The organism is Flexithrix dorotheae DSM 6795 (assembly GCF_000379765.1).
In the GTDB taxonomy this organism is placed as follows: Bacteria; Bacteroidota; Bacteroidia; order Cytophagales; family Flammeovirgaceae; genus Flexithrix; species Flexithrix dorotheae.
This window is the reverse complement of the sequence record NZ_KB903454.1, coordinates 193746-219373: the sequence shown is the minus strand read 5'-3', so window position 1 is coordinate 219373 and position 25628 is coordinate 193746. Positions and strand designations below refer to the sequence as shown.

The window sequence follows — 25628 nt, the reverse complement described above, 5'->3', positions numbered from 1 at the left end:
GGGGTTCCCCATGAACCCTGTGATGACTCTAAAACTTAAGGATTAAAAATCAATTCGGTAATAAAAAATTGGTAAAAAGCCCAATTGATATTCCTCCCGAATCGGACTGGCGGTGGGATCACTTTCATCTGGAGCATAAGTAAGTTTCAGGATATTCTGAGTATCGAAAATATTGACAAAATCTATAGCTATTTCATGGGAAACTTTTGGGCGATCAATTTTGTAATTGATTTTTAAATCTGCCCGGAAATAATCATCAAATTGAAGGCTGTTTCTGGTTTCATCCACATACACAATTTCCCTTTGCTTTTCAGAGGCTTCCTCATCTACAGGACCATATCTTCTTCCACCAGATAGTGTAGCCTTACCGCCAAGGGATAATCTTTTATTCGTCCTTAAGACAAACTCTTTAGTAAATAATCCATTTAAAATGTAATTGCCATTAAATTCAGTATCTCTTTCTATGCCATCGCTTCCTTTATACTTGGCATCATATAATGATCCGGTGACCATGAATAAATAGTGATTGCTGAAGAATTTTTCCAGAGTGATCTCCAGACCATAATTTTTACCCGTACCTGTATTTTGAAGGGTATCTGGAAATAATCTTGAAAAGCCCGAGCCTGTGTTCAGATATGAAAGAGAGGACGATTTTTTCTCAACCGGTATTTCATATAAATCCTGGAAATAGGTTTCCACTTTCAATCTGAAATTACTGCCCAACAATTTATCATAGGAAAGTACATAGTGGTTACTTTTGCTGAAACCGATGTCCAAATTATGGGGAAGAGGATTGCCGTTTGCATCATTTTCCTGTCCATAAAAATAAGTGTAAAGTGGCTGGTGCTGACTGTGTTTTCCAACCCCAATTCCGAATCTGTGACCTCCTGTCAATTCCCATTTTAAGCCCAGTCTTGGCTCAAACGCAGAAAGGGCATTACCAAGTGAAAAATACTGGGCATGAATTCCGGCCACCACATAAAAATTATCTGTAAACTTGTGTTTCCATTGAATATAGGGTTGGACTAAATATTCTGTGGATTCCGAATTCCACCGCATTCTCCAGCTATAGTAATCAGGAGAATCTTCATCGAGATTTCTGAGACTATCAATATAAAAAAGTCCATAGATATCGGTATTTACCCCAATATCCAGCGCGTTTTTATTGTCAAATTTTTTATAGAGATAAATTGGTGCAGATAGTTTGTTTTCCCTGAATTTATAATCTAGCATATCTGTCAATGAATCCAATATGTACATCCCGTTTTCCACATGTCTATAGACCAACTCATGGTGGGCCACTACTTTTTGATGTGAAGCGGCTAAAGATGCCTGGAGGTAAGTATTTTTATTTATAGGATGTTTATAGGTAAGTCCTGTAATTCCCATATTGGAAGTGAAATACTGGTCCCGGTCATTATCTCCATAAATGTTCACTTCTGGTTCTTTCTGATCGCTAATCAGGATGTCTACATCACTCAACCCGCCCATTCCAAAGAAAGATAGCGAAGCTCCGTTTTTTAGCGGGAAATTCATTTTAAAATTAATGTCCTGGTATTTGGGAATGGCTGAGGTTCCTATATTAAATCCTACATTTCCAAAAAGTGCCAGGGTAGAATATCGGTAAGAAAACATCATGGATGATTTCGATTTTTTAGATAACGGCCCTTCTGCAAAGACTTCTGTTCCCAGGAATCCCAACTGGAAGCTGTATTCCCATTTTTCGTTATTGCCATTCCTCATTTTTAAACCAAAAACTCCGGCAATACTATTTCCAAACTCGGCCGGAAAAGCTCCGGTATAAAAATCAGAGTTTGCAAGCACTTTGTTATTTAGAATTGTGACCGGCCCACCAGTGGTGCCAGGTATATTGAAATGGTTGGGGTTGGGGATATTGATACCATCCAATTGCCACAATACGCCTAGTGGGGAATTTCCCCTGATTACAATATCATTTCGGGAATCGTCTGCCCCCTGAACTCCTGCAAAATTAGAGGCCATTCTGGCCGGATCTCCCCGGCTTCCGGCATATCTTTCCGTTTCTTCTATTGAAAATTCTCTGGCACTTACGGTTACCATTTCATTGCTTATTTCCCCATCTCTGGTGGCGGTAATTTCTACTTCCGCAATGGATAAGGCAGACTCTTCCAATTCCACATTAAGTACTACTTCTTTGGCTGAGCTAACTACTATATTATTGAGAACAGCATCTTTATACCCTATGGAAGTGATTTTAAAAGTATGCCGTCCTATGGGTACATTACTGATTCGGAAATCTCCATTGATATCGGCAGTGGCTCCTTTTAATTTTCCTGTAGTAGAATCTGTAAGTACCACAATAGAAGCCCCAATAAGTGGGAATTTGGTGTCTCTATCCAACAGAGTTCCTCTTACGGTTTGTGTAAGGCCTTGTGCCAAAGCGGCCTGGAAAAGACACCATGGAATTAATGTAAGTAATAATTTTTTCATGAAAGTAAATCTTCAGAATTGAAGCAGTTTAAAAAGTTTAAATTCATTCAGTTTAAAAAGCAAGCTAATTTCTACAACTTCCATTTTCAGTAAATCTTGTTTTAAATCAAAAGCTGTTTTATTAATTCACCATATCAGTTGTTGTGAAAGGAAGGATAAAGAGGTGAGTATTGTAGATATTTATGCTGATTCCATCTGTTGGAAAGAGCCCCTGGTTAATAGTATTTCTTTTCAAATTAGTATAAATCGGATGAAAATCCAATCCCGGAAGTAAGTATAAATACTTGTTGATCGGGATTGGGTTTCAACCAAAATATTTACTGTTGCAACATGGCAAATTCTTTAGCGAAATAGGTAAGGATAATTTTTGCCCCGGCTCTTTTTATACTGGTTAGCATTTCCACCATGGTTTTTTCTCCATCGAGCCAACCCATTTTATCGGCCGCTTTAATCATGGCATATTCTCCGCTCACATTGTAGGCAGAAACGGGCAAGTCAAAATTATCATTAAGCAACTTTATGATATCAAGATAAGACAATGCCGGTTTCACCATTAAAAAATCAGCTCCTTCCTCAAAATCAAGTTCTCCTTCAATTAAAGCCTCTCTGGAATTGGCAGGGTTCATCTGATAAGTTTTTTTATCCCCGGCTTTAGGGGCAGAATCTAAAGCATCCCTGAATGGGCCGTAAAAAGCACTGGCATATTTAGCCGTATACGACATAATGGATACATGAGAAAAACCTGCCGCATCCAGGATTTCTCTTAAAAATCCAACTCTGCCATCCATCATATCGGATGGACCCAGGATATCCGCTCCGGATTTGGCTTGTTCCAATGCCATTTTTCCCAAAATATCCAGTGTGGCATCATTGAGAATTTCCCCATTTTCGTAAATCCCATCATGCCCATCAGAACTGTAAGGATCCATAGCGATATCAGTCATAATACAGGATTCTGGAAACTTGTTTTTTAGCTCTTTTAAGGCCACATTATATAAACTATCAGGGTTGTAGCCTTCTGTAGCATATTTGTCTTTTTTTGCATCCGGAAGGCTTGGGAATATACAGAAGGAATTGATACCCAGGTCAATAGAAGCTTTTACTTCATCCATTAAATTGTCCAAGGAATATCGGAAGATCCCAGGCATTGAAGTGACTTCTTCTTTTTGTTTTTCCCCTTCTATCAGAAAAAGTGGATAAATTAAATCGTTTACAGTTACCTGAGTTTCTTCTACTAAAGATCGGATCACTGGTGATTTTCTGTTTCTTCTTGGCCTTCTTAACATCTTTTTATTTTATTTTTTTGATAACTTAACTTTTACGATAATGGGCTCAGCCACCAAATCTTCCTTAAGGTTTTTATCTTTATCATAAGCTGCCCATGGACTATTTGCCACAAAAATAAAATCATTTTTCACAATTACCCCTAAAGTAGGTTCTTCATAATGCTCAACTGCCCGAACCAGCGGAACAGCCTTTTTTACCTTTTCAAATTTATCATCCAAAAAGAACTGGCTTACTCTTTTGGGTTTAATGCCATTTTGAGTGATGATCAGTGCGTTTTTATAGAAGTAAAGCCCGTCAATTCCCTTAAGAGACAGTTCTTTCGGGCAATTGATACGTTTTAGCGCCTCGGGGTTTGAAATGGGAAAACAGAAAATTCCATGAAGGTAATCGGCCAGGAATATTTGTTTTCCATCCTTCGAAAAAGTTAAGCCCTGAAGAGAAACCAGGTTTTTAAAGTGATGGTATAGTTGCAGTTGATTTCCTTTTGATTCTAATTTATAAATGGCAGGAGTACCACTATCAGATACATAAACATCTCCGTTTGGATGTAAAACCAGGTCACCGAAATAATGTGTTTTTCCATCATTTTTTAAATGATAGGTGGCAAGTAATTTTCCCTTATCCAAATCATATTTCAATAGTTTTGCCTTGCCTTTATCTTCCTCCATATAATTTTCCATTTCGGGAAATGCTGCGGAACAGGCCCAAAGCAAACGGTTTTTTTTGTCTATTTTCATTCCGGAAACTGACAAGAGGCTATCCTCAGGATGGGAAAAATCTTTTGTGTTTCCATCTTTCGATCGAACCACAATTTTTCGTTTTCTTATACTACTGATAAAGTACCGACCCGTTTTCGAATCATAGGCTACAGATTCCGGATGAAGGAATTTATCTGGTAATGTAAACAGTGTATTTCCCTTATTCTCAGGTTTGTTGAGTGAATCAATCTTCTGAAGAATGGTGTGGAATTCAGGTAATTCTTTTAGAGTATTAAAATCCTTATCCCTGGCAATTTCCGGGTTCGCATTGATCACAATAAGCTGATCTAAAGTTTCCAGTGCTTTTATTGAAGAATCATTTAAGGCAAATGCTGCAGCAAGGTTGTATAAAATGGTTGGATGATTAGGCCTGATCTCATGTGCCTTTTTAAAACTTTTCAGAAATCTGCTGAAATCTTTTTCTTCGTAAGCTCTCATCCCATCCTGGTAAAATTGAACTAGATCGGATTGCTGAGCAAACAGGAAATTAAAATTAAACAGTAAGAAAGCTGTTAAGTTGAGTTTTATTTTCTTCATTTTTTATGGTAGCAGAAACTCCGGTGATCGGATAAATTCAGGATTTGAAATTACAGTTTATTCTTATCACATTCTAGCAAAGGAGGAAGAAAAAAACAGCCTTTTGTGTAAAAAACAATTTAACTCCACCAATAATTAATTAAACTTGGGAAAACACAACTACAACATCAATTAAAAACATCATGAAGAGAAAAACTTTATTGCCCTATTTTCTGGGGCTACTTGGAGTACTTTTTATAGCTACTGCCAGCCTGAACCTCCAAAGTTCAGGCAATCAGCATTTACTGATCAATGAGGATTCGGTTTTTATTGCTAAAAATTATGATAAAACAGAGTATCAGATTCCCATGAGGGATGGGATTAAGTTGCAAACAACGGTTTATACTCCAAAGGACAAGAATGAAAAATATCCTTTTCTTTTAAAGCGTACTCCTTATTCGGTTAGGCCTTATGGGGAAAATGAAATGCCAAAAAGGTTAGGGCCGTCCAGTTACCTGATGCGTGATAAATATATTTTTGTTTACCAGGATGTAAGAGGACGGTATATGTCAGAAGGTCTGTATGATAATATGAGGCCTCATATTCCCAACAAAAAGAATAAAAAGCAAATTGATGAAAGTTCGGATACTTATGATACCATAGAGTGGTTGCTGAAAAATGTAAAGGGAAATAATGGTAAAGTAGGACAGTGGGGGATTTCCTACCCTGGATTTTATACCATAGCCGGAGCAGTTGAGGCACATCCAGCCTTAAAGGCATCTTCTCCTCAGGCCCCTATTTCCGATTTCTTTTTCGATGATTTCCACCACCACGGAGCGTATTTGCAAAGTTATTGGTTTGCTACTCCAGTTTTTGGCTATCAGAAGGATGCACCAACTGCCGACAACTGGTTTGAAATGGTAGATCCGAAAACCAACGATGGTTACGAATTTCATATGAATTTAGGACCATTAAAAAATGCTGACAAATATTTTGGGGAAGATAATTTCTTCTGGCAACAATTAAAATCTCATCCCAACTACGATGAATTTTGGCAAAAAAGAAGTATTCTACCGCATTTGAAAGATATTGATCATGCCGTGATGACCGTGGGTGGTTGGTTTGATGCTGAAGATTTATACGGGCCATTAAATATTTATAAAACGGTGGAAAGAGAAAATCCTTCCGCTTATAATACCATTGTGATGGGGCCTTGGAGTCACGGAGATTGGGCCAGAGATAAAGATCCGCAGGTTGTTGGAAATGTTGATTTTGGTGCTGGAATTAATGATTTTTATAGAAAGGAAATCGAATTTAATTTTTTTCGTCATTTCCTGAAAGGAGAGGGTGATGGAAAAACAGGCCTGCCAGAAGCTTACCTTTTTGATACAGGATTGAAAGAATGGAAAAAATTACAGGAGTGGCCTTCAAAAGAAATTCCACAGGTCAATCTGTTTTTTACTAAAGATGGAAAAATCGAGTTTACTAAACCACAAAACAGTGAGGATTACAACTTCACTTATTTATCTGATCCGGCAAAGCCTGTTCCTTATTCAGAAGATATTAAAGTGGTCTTTACACCAAGGAAGTACATGACAGATGATCAGCGATTTGCATCCAGAAGACCTGATGTATTAACTTTTGAGTCCGAACCATTGAAAGAAGATAAATTGCTGGCCGGGGAAATTTTAGCTGCTTTGAAAGTTGCTACTTCAGGAACTGCGGGAGACTGGATTGTAAAATTAATTGATGTCTATCCCTCTGATCATCCGGAATATGCCCACAATGAATCAAATATTAAAATGGGAGGTTATCAGCAAATGGTAAGAAGTGAGATGTTTAGAGGGAGGTTTAGAAATAGTTATGAGAAACCGGAACCTTTTGAACCTGGAAAAATCACGGATTTAAATATTCCCCTACAGGACATTTTCCATACTTTTAAAAAAGGGCATAAAATAATGATCCAGATTCAAAGTACTTCATTTCCACTGATAGATAGAAATCCTCAGAAATATGTAGATAATATATTCGAAGCGGACGAAGAAGATTTTATAAAGGCAACCATTACTGTGTATGGGGATTCTTATGTAAATATTGGAGGAAGTAATGGCATGCAAAATCTGGAGATTCCAAAAAAATAACCAGACTTACAGATTATTGTTTTGGTAATGAATGAAAGGAAAATATAAAAAAAATTTAATAAAATATTTGATTTTTTATATTCCGTTTATAAATTGCAGTACTTTAATAAACGTTAACAGACGTTCGCTTCATAGACAGACAAACAACTATCACTTACTCTATTAAACTATACAAACTGACTTCGGTTAACAGTACGCAACTTTTAACTGAAACATTCGGATTTGGTTTTGCTTAGGCGAATCTTTAAAGAAGAATGAAGAAACTTCGAATGCCCAACTTTTAAAAGTTGGGCATTTTTTATTGCATTACTTTTTTCAAATAATTGCCATTAAAATCATAATAATTTACGTAATTTCTGCTATCCTTTATTAGAATATTTTTATCAGTGATTTTAATTCCTTTCGTACCGGAAGGCACAGCCATCTTTTTGCGGAACTTTCCACTATTGTCATAAATAGACAGCTCTTTTTTATTGTCAATCACCACATACCTTTCATTAAATCCCGTAAGTTTTACATCCCCAGCCACTTTAAATTTCACATTGTGTGATGAGTTCTGGTTGTAGACAAAGGCAGTTCCATTTTGTATTTTCACATTGGTAATCTGGGCATTTGCGGATAAGTTAAATCCTAAAAAGAATAGTAATATGAAGGAAAATGGCAAGATTAAGTTTTTCATCTGGTTTATTTTTGATTATGTAAACAATTGTTAATGAGCGTCAAGACAAAAACTATACAAAACCAGCATTATGCGATTGATTTTTAGAAAAAACCTTTTAGGCGAACGCTGTTATTTTCAGGGCATAAAAAAATCCCCAGGCTTTAAACCCGGGGATTTTCTTTTTATTCGTTTCAGGTAAATATTAATGCTTAAAGTGTCTTACACCAGTCATTACCATAGCTACCCCGTTATTATCACAAAATTCAATAGAGTCCTTGTCTCTGATAGAACCACCTGGCTGAATTACAGCTTTGATTCCTTCCTCGTTGGCAATTTCTACACAATCCGGGAAAGGAAAAAATGCATCAGATGCCATTACCGCTTCCTTCAGGTCAAATCCAAAACTTTTTGCTTTGTGTATAGCTTGTCTTAAGGAATCAACCCTGGACGTTTGTCCTACACCACTAGCGAATAATTGTCCGTCTTTTGCCAATACGATTGTATTGGATTTGGCATGTTTCACCAGCTTGTTTGCAAACAAAAGGGATTTAATTTCTTCAGCAGATGGCTGCCTTTTGGTTACTGTTTTTAAATCTTCCTCAGTTTCAGTTTTCAAATCTTTATCCTGTGCAATTACCCCATTAAGTAAAGTTTTGTAGAGTACTTTGGGCATTTCAGTTTCCTTCTGAATCAACAAGATTCTGTTCTTTTTGCCTTTCAAAAGTGTTAAAGCTTCTTCATCATATGAAGGCGCAATTAATACTTCAAAGAAAAGTTTGTGTAATTCTTCTGCAGTAGCCAGATCAACTTTAGTGTTGGTAATAATTACACCGCCAAAAGCAGAAACAGGATCAGCTTTTAAAGCATTTTTGTAAGCATCAACAGACGTTTCTGCGGTAGCCAGACCACAAGCATTATTGTGTTTTAGAATTGCATAAGTAACTTCCTTGCCGGCTGGAAATTCATCCATCAATAAAACCGCAGCATCAATATCTACAAGGTTATTATAGGATAATGCCTTTCCATTTAATTGTTCAAAAAGATCATCGAGGTTGCCATAGAATACACCTTTTTGATGAGGATTTTCTCCATACCTCAGAACCTTGCCATTTCTGATACTTTCCTTATAATTTAAGATGTTTTGTTCCTCAGGCAATTCACTGTTGAAATAGTTGAATATTGCCGAATCGTAATGACTGCTGATATCGAAAGCTTTGGCAGCAAATAGTTTTCTATCCTCCAGTTCAGTTGCACAATTTTTTTCATTTAACAAGGTCTCAACCTCCCCGTATTGTTCTCTTGAAGAAACAATTAATACATCCTTGTAGTTTTTGGCCGCTGCTCTGATAAGTGATATTCCTCCAATATCAATTTTCTCGATGATATCTTGATGGGCGGCATCTGAAGCTACTGTTTCTTCAAATGGATATAAATCTACAATTACAAGATCAAAGGCAGGAATTACATATTCTTCCACATGTTTTTGATCGTTTTCCTCATCCCTTCTGTATAGAATTCCTCCGAATACTTTTGGATGAAGGGTTTTCACTCTTCCTCCAAGAATAGAAGGGTATCCGGTTACATTCTCCACTGCTTCTACAGGAATGCTCAGGTCTTCAATAAACTTTTGTGTTCCTCCAGTGGAATACAATTTTACTCCATTTTCGTGAAGTAATTTTACAATTGGCTCAAGATTATCCTTGTAAAAAACTGAAATAAGGGCGGACTGAATTTTCTTCATCTTAATTATTTGTTTGTACCATTTTCACTTTATTAAACCTCAAGGTTATGGTAATTGAAAGTGAGTGAACGGAAGCTTTAAAAAGGTGATTCTTTTTGAAAGTGCGAAGGTACATTTTTTCATTAAAATCTATAAATAAACCTGACCCTTTTTATCAATAGAATAATTATTTAAATTCTTTAACTCAGAATTATCCAGTAAGGAGACAAGATTACCCCCCGGGAATCGTTCATGAACCGACATTCCTATAGTATTCACAGGTTTGTTTTCATTTTTTTGATTTTTGAAATCGGTAAATATCAGGTAATTAATTAGCGAAAAAACAAGTTCATATGCATATCCGGGTTGCCTTTTACATTTTTATAGCATTTATAGTGGTAGCATTTGCTACAAATCAAAGAAACACAGCCAAAAAAAGACAGTTGGTTCATGAGGCATTAATTGCCATGGCGGAAGAAGAAGAAGCCGATGATGAAATATTCACGGTTTATCAGGATAGCCTCGAAGCTTATTTTGGCCCGCTTGAAATTAGCTTGATTAAAAACTATAGGAAAAGTTATAAAAAATTAAAAACAGATCAGGATTTCCAGGAATTTCTTAGAAATGCCAATACTTTAAAAACTTCAATTGCAGGCATCTTCCAGAAAAATGCCGAAAAATTGAAATTGGAGCAAAAGCCCATTTATGAAGTAAAATGGTTTAATGAAATTACTCCGGGTATGGAAGTGAAAGTAGTGGGAGAAGGAGATAATTATAATTTGTTTTTTGATTATAAAACCCTGAATCAAAAAGCAGGTGAAACCATGGGAAATGCTGATAATGAATATTTGAAATTGCTTTCAATTTGCTACGATGAAAAAAATTATTTCCCTACCTGGCTTAGGAAAATAAATGGGAAGCAGTTTTGCAGTTTATTGGGAACTGGTAAACATTTCGAAATTCTTAGCCAAATGGATAAAGCCCTGGAACATGGCGAGGTATTCAATAAAGAAATCCACAAAGTAAAAAGTCTGGTAATGAGTGATATTTTGTTTGCCAGATTTTATTATAAGAAAATTCCTTCGGTAATTGGGGAATTAAAAGATATCAAAAAGAAAATTAACCTGAATGATGAAGAAGTTAAACTTTTGGAAACCAGAATAAACTATTTTAACCACGATTTAACTTCTCCAAAAATTCAGTTTGGTCTTGAAGAACTGGATGCTACGTTACTCTCTTCAAGGTAATTGTAATTTAAAATTTTAGAACTTAAATCTTAACACATCCCCTGGTACTACTATCTGGGGATGTATTATGATAGCCCTAAACTCATATTCTTTCCCCTTTTCCAATTCACTTAATTCTACCTGGAAGGTTTTTTTATTCTTAGGATTTAATAATTCGGTTTTTTTCCATTCTCCTGCATATAAGGCTTCTGCAAATCCTAAGTATGGTCTGTATTCAAATCCCACACTTATTTCCTCAGCATCACCGGTTTTAAGTACTTCCCCATTTAAGACAACCATTCCATTATTTTTTGTCTCTTTGAGCGTTTTTACAAACGGAGGATCTAGAGCCTGTTCCACATTTTCAAGCTTAATAACAATTGGATTATGCCATTTATGGTTGTTATAAATCCTATGGGCCCTTACACAAGAAATATGTAATCCATTTTCCTTTTGTTCGAAATAGGTTTTTCCATCAGCATCAGGGTTATACTCTACGACTTCTCCAGTTTGTCCTAATATAGATACTTTTGTATTCTTGGTCGCTTTCACCGATTTTAAGACAAATTCTTTTCTTTCACCCCTGGGCCAATCAGGCAACTTTGTGATATAGGCATATACAGTACTAGCATCTTTTTTTCGGGTAAACCAGATGTTTTCTTCATTGGTAATAATCCATGGCCTTACACTCTCTATAGATTCCCTGTTAATAAATGTCCAGGCAGCTACTTCTCTAATTCTTTCTTCCTGTTCATCAGGAAGCTCCCCGTTGGGTTTTGGGCCAACATTTAACAATTGAGTACCACCCTTAGCTCTGGTTTCAATTAAGACTTCAATGAGTCGGGTACCCGATTTATAATTATCATTGGTTGGTTTATATTGCCATTGGGTTCCCATGGTTAAATTTCCTTCCCAAGGTTCGTCTATGGCTAAACCAGGTACAAATTGCTCCGGGGTGAGCATGGCTCCTCTTGTGACCAAAACATCCGGCTGAATATCCCAACAAACTTCTTTTGACTTTTCCTGTAAGGGACCTTCACCACCATCAAAAAACAGTACATCAATTTTTCCATAATTACTCATGAGTTCGGTTAGTTGCTTTTCTGTTAGGTCCAGATATTTTTCCATTATACTTTCTGATAGGGGTTCTGGAAATCTTCTTCTAACTGTTTGTTTTTGTTCGTGTAAAAAATTGAAATCTTCCGGGGAAAAGTAAAAACCAACTCCCAACCCCTGTGCCCTAACTGCTTCTACATATTCATTGACTAAATCCTTTCCGTAAGGGGTATTCATGATGTTGAAGTCGGTAGTTTTGGTATCCCAAAGGCAAAAACCCGAGTGGTGCTTTGTGGTAAGGACGATATATTTCATGCCTGCAATTTTGGCCAGCACAGCAATATCTTCAGCTGAAAAATTTTTAGGATTAAATGTTTGTGGTAATTCATTGATAAACCTGTCGAGATAATCTTCTGAGGCTCCAACCATAGAATGACTAATGACTATGCCCAATTGGCTGTCAAAACTAAAATGGATGAACATTCCAAATCCGGCATCCTGAAACCATTCCAGTCGTTCTGGTTTGTTTAAGTTTAGGATTCCCGTTCCGGATTGATCCTGGGAAAATAGAGGGTTAAAATAAAAAAGGGCAATTATGAGTGTGATAAACTTTGTTTTCATTTTCAAAATAGATTTTTCTTCTAATTTCCCTTGAAAAACCCGCTTATACAAGTTAAACGATGTCCCCGAATTTTTTTCCTTTAGTTTTTATGGTGTACAGACATTCCATGGCAAAGAAATTGAGTCTTAACTACTTTTTTGAAATCATACATTAAATTCGTTTGTAAATTCTATTAATTTATTAGTATTATCTCAAAAAATTAGCGTTATAGCGATATACTTTTAGTCGGCAAAAATCTTCGTTTTGCCATTTTTTCAATATTTCAATGGAAATAATTTTTTGAGTTTAGTTTACAGTACTATTTTTTATTCAGAAATATCATCTCATTATCATACACTTATAGTACAATTGAATGTATTTAATTTTGTCCAAATACTTAATGCCCGCAATGAACCAATTAAAATTCTATTTATCTTTTTGCTTCTTCTTTGTTTATTGTTTTTATGCTCAATCCCAAGATCTTTATCCGGTAAAAAAGGACAATAAATGGGGAGCTATCAATAAGGAGGGAAAGCTAATAATTTCACCTGAATTTGATTTTATCAGTGATTTTAAGAATGGTTATGCCATATTGAAAAAAGACGGAAAATCAGGTATGCTGGATGCCTCTGGCAAAGTTTTATTCCCGCCAACTTATGATAAAATAAAACCTGTTGGAGAAAAACACTTTGTGGTGTGGAAGGGTTTTAAGGCCGGCCTGATCGACTCTGAAAATAAGGTGATGATTCCGGTAGATTACGATAACCTGATTCAACTCAACGACAAAGTTTTAGCTATTATAAAATCAGAAAAATACGGAATTGCCAGAATGGATGGTCAGGTGGTTTTGGCTCCTGAATTGGATAAAATAGAGCTGTTTTCTAAAAATTCTCTTGCCACCAAAATTATTAAAAATGGCAAACAGGGATTATTGGGAAATGGTGGAGATATATTGCTTGATCCCAAATTTGATGAAATAGAGGTAAATGGTCTTCAGGCCATTGGGAAAATCGGATATGCCCTGACAGTTGTAAAATTCGATGGCAAGGGAGAATTGATCGATAAAAAAGAGTATCCCAACAAAACAGCTTTGGAAACAGCCCAAAAAGCTGAATTCAGGAAGCTCCAAATGAAAGAATTACAGGAAAACCCAGAGGCTAAAAAGCCAAGATGGGTCCAAACCAAGTTTAGATATACTCTTGAAAATGGCGTTGGAAAAAATTTACTTGGTGGAAAGGAATTTTATGAAATTGGTATTGATGAAAAACTAAATCTTACCCTGGCCAAGGAAGTGATATTACCCAAACAAAAAGGGGAGAAGGAGATTATAAAAACCTATCTGATTGATCAGGAAAAAGCCAGCATAATCTTCCAATCCGATCTGAAGGATATCATCATCAGCGATTTTAATGAAAGTGAATTTGCCCGGGCCACTCAGGATACACTTTGGGATGCATTGGTAAATAAGGCAGGGGAAATAACTAGTGCTATTGAAGGAAAAACCATTACAAATATTGGTAATTTCAATTCAGAAAGGGCTTTGGTAAGATCGGGAAATTCCTTTGGGTATATCGATACAAAAGCCAATCTGGTAATTCCCTTTCAATATGAGGTTGGAAGTGATTTTAAAGCTGGTTATGCCATTGCCCGAAAATCGGGAAAGTTTGGTTGTATTGATCAATCCGGCAAGGAAGTTCTGCCATTCATTTATGATGGTATTGATGTGCCTTCAGATGGAATTTGCAGGGTGAAAAAAGGTAGAGGACGAGAAGGTAAATGGGGAGTGGTTAATCTTCAGAATAAGGAAATTGTTCCTTTTGAATATGCATTGATTTATCCTTTTAAAAATGGAGAAGCCAGAGTAAGAAAGAATGGGAAATGGGGGTTAATCAGTAAAACCGGGAAGCTAGTACTTTCTCCATCCATAGATGCAGATTTCCTAGAGGATTTTAATGATGGAATTGCGGCCATTAAATATGATCGCTGGGTGGAGCAAACCGGGGTAGGGCCAGTAACACGATATAGAAGAATTGGGTATATCAAAAGGGATGGTCAGGTATTAATTGAACCGGAGTACGACAAAATTTTGGGCTTTGAGGAGGCTTGGACAAATAAGCAGGGAATTGCCACTTTGATAAAAGGAGGAAAAATAGGTTACGTAAATTATAAAGGGGAAATTGCCCTTCCTGCCAAATATGATGAGGTGGCCCGCTTTGATACCATTTGGAGAAATAATTATGGTATTTCCCGAGCAAAAATTTCCAATCAATTTGGTTTTATTGATCATCATGGAGATGAAATTGTGCCGGTAGTATATGATTTCATAGATACAGCTTTTGTGCAGGCCTGGAAAGACAGTACTGGCTATGCTTTGGCGAAAAAGGAGGGAAAAGCCGGTTACATTGATTATAAAGGAGAAATTGTAATTCCCTTTCAATATGATGAACTCAGCGAAATTTCGAAAGAGGTAGTAATTGCCAGAAAAGGGGAAAAGTGGGGAGTGCTAAATCTGGATAAGGAAAAGGTAATGGATTTTGAATATGATGGCATTCGTTATTTGCCTCAATCTAAAAATCAAATTCTTGAAATTTATAAAAAGGATTCTATTATTCATGAAATAAGCGCTGATGGTGAAATCCAGGCCACGCATACTGAGTTTAATGCAGAAAAAAATCAAGTGGCTGGAAATTTTACAAAATCTTCAAAACTGGTATACAAATCGGAATTTGATACGGAAGGATTTGCCATTGTGGAGAAAGGCGGGAAATTGGCCATGGCTGACGGGAAGGGCAATTTAATTACCAAATACAAATTCAAAGAAATTAAGCCATTTAGTGACGGTCTCGCTCTGGTTCGGCTAGATGATAAGGACAGAAGTAAACAGCTATATGGATATATTAATAAGAAGGGAGAAGAAGTAATTGCGCCTAAATTTAAACTGGCAAAAGATTTTGGTGATGGAAAAGCTGCAGTTTTACAGAGGAGCACCTGGGGATATATCGATAAATCTGGTAAAATGATTATTCCCCAACAGTATAAAAGTGCAGGTGCATTTTCTGGTGGGTATGCCATTGTAAATGAAAATCAGATTATTGATAAAACAGGAAAAGTAGTTGGCTCATTTACCCTCAATGGGAAAGTTGAAAAAGGTTTTTCCAATGAAAGAGCAATAGTCTCTTCTACCACAGGCTCATTCCATATCAAACCGGATGGTTCTCCTGCTTATTTTAATAAATACGATGAAGTAACCGAATTTTATGGAGCAATTGCTTTTGTAAAAAAAGGGGAAGTCTGGGAGTTAACCCGAAAAGCGGGAGAACAGGAAATAACCATTAGATTTAATCTGGCCAACAAAAACCGCTATATAGAAAAATATACCAATAAGCGGAAAGAAAAACTAATGGATGGTACCGTAATTCAGGATTTGAAATGGACTAAAATTTATGATGGAAAATGGAGAATGATTGATAAAGAAGGCAATTTAATTGGGGATATAATTTACGATTGGGTGAAAGTTTTACCAAGTAAAAACTTTATGGCTAAGATGGAGAAGATCAGAGGGTTGGCCGATTTGAATGGAAAATTCCTGACTGAGCTGAAATATGAAAAAATTACCACCCTGGGTGGAGGAATAATTAAACTTGAATCGGGGGGAAAAGTTGGTTATCTGGATTACAATGGAAAGTGGATTTGGGAAGTCCAATAAACTAAAGGGAAAAAGCAGATATTGAAAACATTCAAGTCTGCTTTTTCTGTTATCTCAAAAATTAAATTTCAGTTGCTTTAATGTTTTTATAGTCAATGGTCATGTCTCTGTTTGGATGGAGTTGAATACCAATTTTTCCTTCTTCCAAGGCATCTTCAGAGTGAAACTCCAGAACTTGTTTGCCATTTAGCCAAATGGTATAATCTTTCCCTACCGCTTTTATTTTAATGGTATTCCAATCATCCTTTTTAAGCAAATCGGCTATGCCTTCTGCTTCTGCAGGATAGCCTTTTCCCGGGATATATGGAGAGCAGGTCATGTCTCTTTTTAAGGACCCGGATTCTCCTATCTGAATTTGTTGTTTTTCATCTCTAATAAAAATTCCTGAATCAACCCTGCCATCACCTAATAGAAAATCTGCCTGGATGATAAAGTCTTTATAAACCTTTGAAGTCCATAGAATGGTTCCGGTTTGATTTGGTCCACTTTTCACTTTTAAAATACCTTTCTCCACTGACCACCAAATGTTATTTTCCGGGACATCCCAGCCTTTTAAGTTTTTCCCATTAAAAATTTTCTTTAATTTGACATTGTCATTTTGAGCCCAGCTATTTCCAGCCATAAGTAAAATAGCAATTAAAAAGGTAGTTAACTTTACGTTTTTCATAAGTTCAGAATTTTCGAAACTTCCTTTCCAATTTCCCAGTGAATCTCTTTCTCTGATCAATTTGTTAGTACGTTTCATTTTCAATTTGTTAGATTTATTATTTGGCCTAAAAATAACTATTTGTTCAGGGAATCAAGGGTTTTGTTCAAAAATTAATCAATACCATTTTTACACAAAGCCTCAATTTTTTTATCCATCGAATACTTCCCGGGTTGAGAAATTAATAAAAGGAGAATAATTACTAATTTTCCATTTTTAAAAAATTATTGAGGATTACAAGAGGAAAACAATATGTCGAACTGGAAAATTTGGGTGGATACGGGAGGAACTTTTACAGATTGTCTGGCTTATTCCCCAAAGGGCGAATTAAAAAGAGTTAAGGTGTTGAGCAGCAGTGCTCTCCGGGGGAAAGTTATTCAAAAAACAGGACCGACTACACTAAGTTGCCAATTTAACTGGTCCGTAGAAAAAGATATTTTTGAGGGATATGATTTGAAAATATTAGGTGAGACGGATTTTCATTTCAAGGTGGCATCAATAGATCTTGAGGCCAATACAATTGAGGTAAACTCAACCATAACAGAAGATTTTGACTATAAGGAATTTGAGATTTTTGCTAATGAAGAAGCTCCTGTTTTAGCGGCAAGGTTAGTTACTTCAACTCCTCTTTATAAGCCTTTCCCCTCTATGGAAATGAGACTGGGTTCTACCAAAGGCACAAATGCATTATTGGAAAGAAAGGGCGCTAAAGTAGCCTTTCTGGTTACCAGTGGTTTTAAAGATTTATTGAAAATTGGTACACAGGCCAGACCAAATATTTTTGCACTCAATATCCAAAAATCACCGGTTTTGTATGATGAAGTTTTTACCGTAGAAGAAAGGATAGATGCCAATGGCTCGGTATTGAAAAAGATTGATGAAGAAGCGCTTGAAAATTCGATTTCAATAATTAAAAGTAAAGGGTTTGAAGCTGTGGCTGTTGCTTTAATGCACAGTTACCTTAATCCGGCTCACGAAATTCTCATAAAAAGAACCTGTGAAAATGCGGGTATGGAATTTATTTCTCTTTCTGCAGATTTATCACCTAATATTAAAATCCTGCCAAGAGCCGAAACGGCAGTGGTTGATGCATACCTGGCTCCAATAATTCATAATTATTTGAATAAAATAAAAAAAGTATTGGGAAATGGAAGTCTGAAAATAATGACAAGTGCCGGGGGGTTAATTGGAGCAGATTTTTTTCGTCCGAAGGATAGTCTGTTGAGTGGGCCTGCAGGAGGAGTAGTCGGTGCAGCTGAAATTGCCAAAAAGTCGGGGTATCATAAAATCCTTACCCTGGATATGGGAGGCACGAGTACGGATGTTGCCCGATATGCGGATGAATACGATTACCAATATGAATCCAAAGTGGGAGATGCAACGCTTTTAAGCCCTTCTATTGCCATTCACACGGTGGCTGCAGGTGGAGGGTCCCTGTGTTCCTTCGATGGGTTTAAAATAACGGTTGGTCCTGAAAGTGCAGGGGCAAGTCCCGGACCTGCCTGCTATGGTGCCGGAGGAGGCTTAACCATTACAGATGTCAATTTATTATTGGGAAGGCTGGACCCTGAAAATTTTGGAATTCCGGTAATCAGGAAATTTGCCGAAAATGCATTTCAGGATATTTTAAATGAGCTTCATGAACAGGATGTTTCCAGTCAAAAATTACTTTCCGGATTTCTTGAAATTGCCAATGAGAAAATGGCTGAAGCTATCCGAAAAATATCGGTTGCCAAAGGTTATGATCCCAAAGAATATGCTTTACTGGCTTTTGGTGGTGCCGGTGGACAACATGCCTGTGCAGTGGCCAGATTATTAGAAATAAATGAGATTATTATTCCTTATGATGCCGGTCTGCTAAGTGCTTTCGGGATGGGACAGGCTTTGGTTGAAAGATTTGCCACTCAACAGATTTTAAAATCTTTACCTGAAATAACCACAATTCTTCCTGACATTATTTCAAATCTAAAGGAAAAAGCTATCCATGAATTGCTTCAGGAAGGATTTCGAAAAGAGGATACCCAATTGAAACTAATCCAGTTTTATCTAAGATTTAAAGGACAGGACAGCCCGGTAGAGGTTGAATTCAGTGAAGGGGAATCGCTGGAGAAGCTTTTTGAAAAAAAGTATCAACAAATCTACGGACACTGGCTTGAAGGAAAGGTAATTGAAGTTGAATCTGTGAAGGTAATTGTATCTTCCAAGCCAGTCCAGAATGCTCGAAATCTATCTAAAGTTGAAAATTACGTACCAGAGAGTTCCCGAAACCTTAAAGCATTTATAAACGAAAAATGGAAGGAGATACCAGTATTTAGATGGGAAGATTTAAAACCGGGTGCTTTAATTCACGGGCCTTCATTATTGGTAAGTATAAATAGTACCACTGTAATTGAGGAAGGCTGGAAACTGAATATTGATGAATATAATACTGCGATTCTAAAATATCAGCAGGATAAAAAGAACAGTCTGACAAAATTGGATGAAAAACCTGAAGCTATTCAATTGGAGTTATTCACCAATAGGTTTAGTGCCATTGCAGAAGAAATGGGTGCATTACTTCAGAGAACATCCTTTTCAGTTAATATTAAAGAGCGACTTGACTTTTCCTGTGCGCTATTAGATAAAAATGGTGATTTAGTGGTTAATGCACCCCATATTCCTGTTCATTTAGGAAGTCTTGGGATTTGTGTTCGTATGCTGAAAGCACATATTTCCATGGAAAGGGGAGATGTAGTGATTACCAATCATCCTGGGTTTGGAGGTTCTCATCTTCCTGATATCACTTTGGTTTGTCCAGTTTTTACAGCGGATAATCAATTGGTGGGCTATCTGGCCAACCGTGCACATCATGCTGAGTTGGGTGGGAAAAGTCCGGGGTCTTTTCCTGCCGATGCGAAGTCTTTGGCAGAAGAAGGGGTGGTGATAAAACCGATTTATTTGGTGAAAAATGGAGTGCCGGACTGGAAGAAAATTGAGGAAATCCTAACTTCCGGGCCTTATCCTACCAGATTGCTATCAGAAAACCTGGCTGATTTAAATGCTGCGCTTGCTTCCTTAGAAGCTGGGAATAAAGCATTGCTTTTTTTATGCCAGTCTTTTGGGGTAAGTCAGGTGCAGCTTTATATGCAAAAATTGAAGGATTATGCAGAAAAGTTGATGGAACAAAAACTCTTATCCCTGGAAAACCGAAATTATGTTGCCAGGGAAAAACTGGATGATGGAACACCACTGGAAGTTAAAATTAAGCGAGAAAATAATAAATTACTGGTGGATTTTTCAGGCTCTTCTGAACATTATGTGCGGAATCTGAATGCCAATCCTACTATTATTAGAAGTGCGGTGATTTATGTCCTTCGCTTATTTTTAGATCAGGATATTCCATTGAATGAAGGGATTATGCAAAATGTGGAAATTAATATTCCTAAAGGTATTTTAAATCCTGTTTTTCCTGATAATCCTGCCGAATGTCCTCCTGTGGTAGGAGGAAATACTGAAACCAGCCAAAGAGTGGTTGATTTGTTGTTGAAAGCTCTGGAAATGGCTGCATGTAGCCAGGGAACTATGAATAATATCCTTTTTGGAAATGAAAAATTTGGCTATTACGAGACTATTTGTGGAGGAACTGGAGCCGGAAATGGATTTCATGGAGTCGATGCGGTGCACCAGCATATGACTAACACCAGGATTACTGATCCGGAAATTTTAGAATTCAGGTATCCTGTGAGGTTGGAAAAATTTGAGATAAGAAAAGGATCCGGAGGAATTGGGAAATGGCATGGTGGAAATGGCATCACCCGGGAAATTACCTTTTTAACAGCTATGGACCTTACTGTTTTAACCCAGCATAGGGAAGAAAATCCTTATGGTTTGGAAGGAGGAAAACCTGGAGAAACCGGAGCACAATTTATCAAAAGGGAAATAGATAAAAAAATTATTAAACTGGGTGGAATTGATTCTCACAAGTTAAACCCTGGGGATAAACTGATTATCCATACGCCTGGTGGAGGAGGATACGGGGATCCTTATGGAAAAACGTAATTATTTTCAGCATGGAATTGTTTATCAGGAAAATCTGGAAAATCTGGTTGTTGGCAAGCCTTTCTTTAGGGCTTGCACCATTTTTACCAGAACCCCATGTTTGGGGTAAAATCAGGTGGATTGCAGGTGGTGCAGTAGGAATGTCTACTTTAGACTGGCTTGATTTTTTATTTCATGGAGCCCCCTGGGTTTTACTGATCACTTCTATAATTTTAATAGCCACCAGGAAATAAAGAAAGCTACTGGGAAGCTGCAATGGCCTGAATGCTAGGAATTAGTGGCTTAAAAAATATAGAATGGGTACTTCATAATCTGAGTTTTATTTTTATATTTAGGATAAATAAGTGATTGGGACCTTCTGTAATATTTTTTATGGTCACTTATCCTAAACTTCCAAATTTTTTAAACTTAAAAGAATGGCTGACAATGACAAGGTAAATACCGGGTTTGGTAAATTTAAAGACAAGATTGCAGCAGCAATCGAAGATCTTTCTTCCCTCCAGGTATCCACTTATACAGGGGATTTGGTAATTGAAGGGAAAGATCTGATAACCACCGGAGATGGAAAGCCTGTAAAATTCAATACCAAGAGTATTTTGGATCATGTTCAAAAACAAGGGAACATTAAATTTAAACTGGTGGGCTATACATATATTGATGTAGATAGCGATACTGTAAACTTTGTGAAGGAAGATTTGACAGAGGATGATAAGGTTTTAGTAGAAGCGCACAAAACGATGGTTCAGGCTTCTCAGGAATCCAGAATGGCCTTCCTAAACCTTGTAAAAGAATTGATTAAGGGTAAATTTTAGAGATGGTTGAAGAAATTCCCGGATTTGCTAAGGTAATTCCTTTGGAAAAACTTTCGAAGTTGGAACAGGGAAGGGAAGAGGAAGTGATCCAGCCTTTGATAGAATTAGGCTATTTGCAGGCAAATGCTGTTGCGGATTTAAACATTGCAAGTGCAATAAAACAATTCCGGCTGGAATATACCCTTGCTGGTCTCCAAAGAAGCTTCTTGAACTATTATTATGAGGGGCATGATGATGAAATTGATCTTTCTAATTCACTTTCGGGTTTTGAACTTAAGTTAATTCATCAGCTGACTAACCTGGATGGGGAATTTAATATTCGGCTTCAAAATGGCATTGGAGATTTAAACATATTCACCAGAGTAATCCATTACAGACTTAACATTCTGGGCTTGTTTCCCTTTCCTGTAGAGGAGCCATTTTCCTACCATACCCAAAAAGGACTGGAGAAATTGAATTCCTGGGTGAATGCTTCCAATGTCCTGGATTTAATTAATATGGCTGGGGATATTTCAAGGCTATCAAAAGCGGTTTATTTCAATCCAAATTTTGAAGAAAAGATAGTTTTTTTTGAATACCAACATAAAGGACATGCGGAAATTTTTGAATTGAAACAGGACTTTTTGAAGAAACTTGATGATGTACTTCCCCGGAAAACTGAAGCTTTCAAAAAATTTAAAAAAGATATTTATAACAAAAGGGAAAAGAAACGGGATTATGCCTGGATTGATCTGCAAATAGCCGATGAATTTAATAGTTTTTTATTGCGTCTGTTACAGGTAAATCAATGGATAAAAGGGTATTACCTCGGTGCTTTGGATAGTGAAATTCGGGAGCTGACATTTGCCAGCATCCTGGACTTTTTCAAAATTGAGGTGGAATCAGGTAAAGTTCATCTTCGGTTTTGGGAGTTTGTGGCACATTTGGGAAAAGGTTACTGGGCATTTAATATTTTGTATTTTTTTCAGGAAATGCTTGAAATTGAATCAGAAGAACCTACGGAAGAACAAAGCTTTTATCTGCTGGAAAATGAACTGGCCAGACAGGATGATAAAAACAGGGCTGAACTGGAACAGAAAATGGATATGGCCTGGGATGAAATAAATTTGGAGGTAAAAAACAGGTTGTTGATATCCAATAATTTAGGCCTCAGAATTTACATGGGAGCTAAAAGTATCATGAAAACTATTGGAAAGAAAATCCATAAACTGTTTTCTTGGATAAAAAGTAAGGTGGAAGCGGCTTTCAATTTGATTAAAAATCTTGTAAAAACTTTATATAAGGAAATTCGGGAAGGTATTAAAATGTTTCGACACGGAATGGAATTTCTTTTTGGAAGGAGAAGAATAATTACACCGGATTATAATAATAAAAAACTGGCTATAGCTGATTTCGATATTGACTGCGATAGTGTTTTTATTCTTTCCAATGGGATTTCAGCACAGGTAATTGGAGAGCACACTGAGAAATGTCTTTATTATGCTAAAAGTTTGAATTTTAGTTTGAAATTGGTTGGGAAAGTGATGAATTGGGCATTAAATTTATCTAATCCCCTAAGCTGGTCAATATTATCGGTAAAAATAGCCTGGTTATTTAAAGATTTAGTAAAGGAAATTTTCAATAAAATAAGCCATACAAAAAAATACCAATTTGTTTAAGCCTAATTTTTTAAATTATCAATAAATACCATCTTATATGAGCCTAAAAGACGATTTTATAAAAGAAGCAAGTAAACTGAAAACGCTGGAAATTCAAACTATCGTAGGAGAATTTGATATCAATGCCGGTAAGGTAGCTTTTCAGAAAAATTACAAAAAACCAGATGCCATTTATAGTGAAATAGATTTGCTTACAGGAGATATCCGGACTGGGATGACAGCCAAATTTTTGGAAGAACCTTTCGAGAAATTAAGAGAATATCATGCTTTGCGGGAACAACAGGCTCACGATATTATGGAAAGGAATATTGGAGTTTTACAAAAAGTTTTTGCACTCCTAAAAGAAGTAAATGATGAAGGTGAAGAAAAACCTGCCTAAGTGTGAATAGAAAACTGAGGATTTAATGTAAAAAATAAAACGAATTATTTATTAATTAAACCAAATTGGAATGGAAGTCTGCGTATTGACCTGCCTTCCTTTAAGTTCACCTGGTGTCCATCCAGGATAGATATTTATTAATCTGACAGCCTCTTCCTCAAGCCCAAAACCCAGGTTTGTGGTGGTGGTTACATTATTGACATTTCCATTTTTATCCACTACAAATTGCACATAAACCACTCCGGAAATATTGTTTGATTTGGCTTTTTCCGGATAGTTCAGATTTTCCTTTACAAATTTCCCGAACGCCCGATAACCACCCTCAGGCTGAGGTCTTTTGTCCACCGCCAGGAATGTTTTGGTAGAATATTCTAGTTCCTCATTTAGTTTTTTAGACAGCTCCTCTTTTACTTCCTCTTCCACAGGTAAATCTGCTAGTTTTAGGTCCAGGTTCTTGGGATCAATTTCAGCAATAGAGGGAATGTCTTCCGGAACCGAATCCATACTTCTTTTTAAGGAGTCCAGTAGATTTTGTTCCTCAAGTTTTTGCACAGGATCATCATTGAGACTGTCAGGTTGTGAGTGAAGGATGTTTTTTGCAATTATTATTTCTGTGGATTCTTCTTCCACGGCAGGTTCTTTAGTAATTTCTTTTTGAGTTTCTTCTATGGGTTCTTCCTGTATTAAAGTATTGTTATCCTCAAAATTTGCACTGGTATCTGCTGGAATGGAAATTGGATTGTTGACAATGATGGCCTCGTTCGCTTGCTCTTCCTCCATCGGGATATCAATATTTTCCGTGATTTTTTCAGTTGAACCTTTGAGTATATTGGCCTCATTTTCCGTAGCTAGGCTTTGTTTAATGAGTAAATTACAGACTTTTATTTTATTTGCAATTTCTTCATTATCAGGCCGAAAGGCAATAGCTTTATTGTATTCGATAAGGGCTTTGATGTAATTCCCATCATCGTACAACTCATCAGCAGCATTTTTAAAGTCCCTAAAGGTTTTTGGTTTGATTTTCTCCTTGAACATGGCATTGTACTGCCTTTCAATTTCACTCTGAAAACTAAAAGTAAGCAGGGCAATTGAAGCTAAAACCAGAAAGCCTACAAATAAAGCAACTTCCATTTTTTTTGAAAGCTTAAATTTCTTTGCCTTTTTAGGTTTTTTATAATTTTTAATACTGAGATTAAAATTCAAAAAGTAATCTTTTCCAGGGAGTTTACTTGTATTTTTATTCTCCTGAAAATGACCATTCAGCAGATTTTCCTCTACCCATAAATCATCCTCTTTTTCCTTTAATTCGTGTTGCCTTTCGGCATTTATGATGATATCATGAAACTGCTCCTCCTTTTCTTTTTCCTCTCTTATTAATTCTAAATCCTTTGTGATCACTTCACATTCATCTAGCCTGTAGGTAACATAAGGGTTTTCAGGATTAATCTTTTTCGCTTTTTTATAAAGTATAGTGGCAGTGTGGTATTTCCCTTTTTTAAATGCATTGTCAGCTACTTTCACTAACTCCGTGAAATCAATCTCTTCCTTTTCTATCTTTTTGTAAAGCCTTTCATTGGAAGTTAAAATTTGGGAAATTTCTTTTTCAAGGGTTTTATGGTCAAGTTCCTTTGATTCCTTTTTCTTTATTTGTTTGTAGGCTTGTTTGTAATTGGCCAAGGCAACTAAATAAAGCTCCTTAAAATGATCTGATGAGGCATTTGCAGCTAATTGTTGATAATCTTCAATATAACCCTTATACCTTCTTTCCAATTGTTGGAGAGAGGTATTCTCTTTTCCTTCGTACAATTCCAAAGCTTCATGCAATGTCATTATTCAAATAGATAGATTCAGGTTATAAATTTTAATTATCTTGTGTCAAAGTTATACAAATTAA

The 25628-nt window shown here is 36.5% G+C and carries 16 protein-coding genes; 8 read left to right on the top strand and 8 right to left on the bottom strand.

Annotation, left to right across the window (positions count from 1 at the left end):
- Window positions 1–42: 42 nt before the first annotated feature.
- From A3EM_RS0123055 to A3EM_RS0123045, 3 genes are all read right to left on the bottom strand, one after another.
- Window positions 43–2469, bottom strand: a complete 2427-nt coding sequence (locus tag A3EM_RS0123055) for a TonB-dependent receptor (protein WP_020530623.1) — start codon at window positions 2467–2469, stop codon at window positions 43–45.
- Between the two features lie 317 nt (window positions 2470–2786).
- Window positions 2787–3755 (bottom strand): porphobilinogen synthase, encoded by a 969-nt coding sequence (hemB, locus tag A3EM_RS0123050; protein ID WP_020530622.1) that lies wholly within the window; start codon window positions 3753–3755, stop codon window positions 2787–2789.
- Window positions 3756–3764: 9 nt separating this feature from the next.
- Window positions 3765–5051, bottom strand: a complete 1287-nt coding sequence (locus A3EM_RS0123045; protein WP_020530621.1) for a hypothetical protein — start codon at window positions 5049–5051, stop codon at window positions 3765–3767.
- Window positions 5052–5233: 182 nt separating this feature from the next.
- Here A3EM_RS0123045 and A3EM_RS0123035 point away from each other — a divergent pair, with 182 nt between their 5' ends.
- Window positions 5234–7171 carry a CocE/NonD family hydrolase gene (locus tag A3EM_RS0123035; RefSeq protein ID WP_020530619.1) on the top strand — a complete coding sequence of 646 codons (1938 nt, stop codon included), beginning with the start codon at window positions 5234–5236 and terminating at the stop codon, window positions 7169–7171.
- A gap of 298 nt (window positions 7172–7469) precedes the next feature.
- On the opposite strand, the gene A3EM_RS0123030 is transcribed toward A3EM_RS0123035, so the two are convergent.
- Window positions 7470–7850 (bottom strand): hypothetical protein, encoded by a 381-nt coding sequence (locus A3EM_RS0123030; protein ID WP_020530618.1) that lies wholly within the window; start codon window positions 7848–7850, stop codon window positions 7470–7472.
- A 184-nt stretch (window positions 7851–8034) separates the two neighbouring features.
- The gene (purH, locus tag A3EM_RS0123025) at window positions 8035–9573 is read right to left on the bottom strand and encodes a bifunctional phosphoribosylaminoimidazolecarboxamide formyltransferase/IMP cyclohydrolase (protein ID WP_020530617.1); all 1539 of its coding nucleotides are present in this window, start codon (window positions 9571–9573) and stop codon (window positions 8035–8037) included.
- A 332-nt stretch (window positions 9574–9905) separates the two neighbouring features.
- Between purH and A3EM_RS0123020 the strand changes: the two genes are divergently transcribed.
- Window positions 9906–10799, top strand: a complete 894-nt coding sequence (locus tag A3EM_RS0123020) for a hypothetical protein (protein ID WP_020530616.1) — start codon at window positions 9906–9908, stop codon at window positions 10797–10799.
- 15 nt (window positions 10800–10814) lie between these two features.
- On the opposite strand, the gene A3EM_RS0123015 is transcribed toward A3EM_RS0123020, so the two are convergent.
- Window positions 10815–12455, bottom strand: coding sequence for an alpha-L-fucosidase (locus A3EM_RS0123015; RefSeq protein WP_020530615.1), 1641 nt, complete (start codon window positions 12453–12455; stop codon window positions 10815–10817).
- 389 nt (window positions 12456–12844) lie between these two features.
- Here A3EM_RS0123015 and A3EM_RS0123010 point away from each other — a divergent pair, with 389 nt between their 5' ends.
- Window positions 12845–16141 (top strand): WG repeat-containing protein, encoded by a 3297-nt coding sequence (locus A3EM_RS0123010; protein WP_020530614.1) that lies wholly within the window; start codon window positions 12845–12847, stop codon window positions 16139–16141.
- A gap of 61 nt (window positions 16142–16202) precedes the next feature.
- Here A3EM_RS0123010 and A3EM_RS0123005 read toward each other — a convergent pair whose 3' ends face one another.
- Entirely contained in the window at window positions 16203–16886 is a 684-nt protein-coding gene (locus A3EM_RS0123005) for a 3-keto-disaccharide hydrolase (protein ID WP_020530613.1), read from the bottom strand.
- Window positions 16887–17099: 213 nt separating this feature from the next.
- Here A3EM_RS0123005 and A3EM_RS0123000 point away from each other — a divergent pair, with 213 nt between their 5' ends.
- The 5 genes from A3EM_RS0123000 to A3EM_RS0122980 all read left to right on the top strand — a co-directional run bounded on the left by A3EM_RS0123000 (window position 17100) and on the right by A3EM_RS0122980 (window position 23734).
- A complete protein-coding gene (locus A3EM_RS0123000; RefSeq protein WP_020530612.1) occupies window positions 17100–20885 on the top strand; it encodes a hydantoinase B/oxoprolinase family protein in 3786 nt (1261 codons plus the stop codon).
- Between the two features lie 11 nt (window positions 20886–20896).
- Entirely contained in the window at window positions 20897–21118 is a 222-nt protein-coding gene (locus A3EM_RS0122995) for a hypothetical protein (protein WP_020530611.1), read from the top strand.
- Between the two features lie 183 nt (window positions 21119–21301).
- On the top strand, window positions 21302–21697 hold the full coding sequence (locus tag A3EM_RS0122990) for a hypothetical protein (protein WP_020530610.1): 396 nt from the start codon (window positions 21302–21304) through the stop codon (window positions 21695–21697).
- A 2-nt stretch (window positions 21698–21699) separates the two neighbouring features.
- Window positions 21700–23355 carry a hypothetical protein gene (locus A3EM_RS0122985; protein ID WP_020530609.1) on the top strand — a complete coding sequence of 552 codons (1656 nt, stop codon included), beginning with the start codon at window positions 21700–21702 and terminating at the stop codon, window positions 23353–23355.
- A 37-nt stretch (window positions 23356–23392) separates the two neighbouring features.
- Window positions 23393–23734: a hypothetical protein gene (locus tag A3EM_RS0122980; RefSeq protein ID WP_020530608.1), complete on the top strand. Its 342-nt coding sequence runs from the start codon at window positions 23393–23395 to the stop codon at window positions 23732–23734.
- Between the two features lie 51 nt (window positions 23735–23785).
- Here the strand turns inward: A3EM_RS0122980 and A3EM_RS0122975 are convergent, their stop codons facing one another.
- Window positions 23786–25564, bottom strand: a complete 1779-nt coding sequence (locus A3EM_RS0122975) for an energy transducer TonB (protein ID WP_020530607.1) — start codon at window positions 25562–25564, stop codon at window positions 23786–23788.
- Between the last annotated feature and the right edge of the window lie 64 nt (window positions 25565–25628).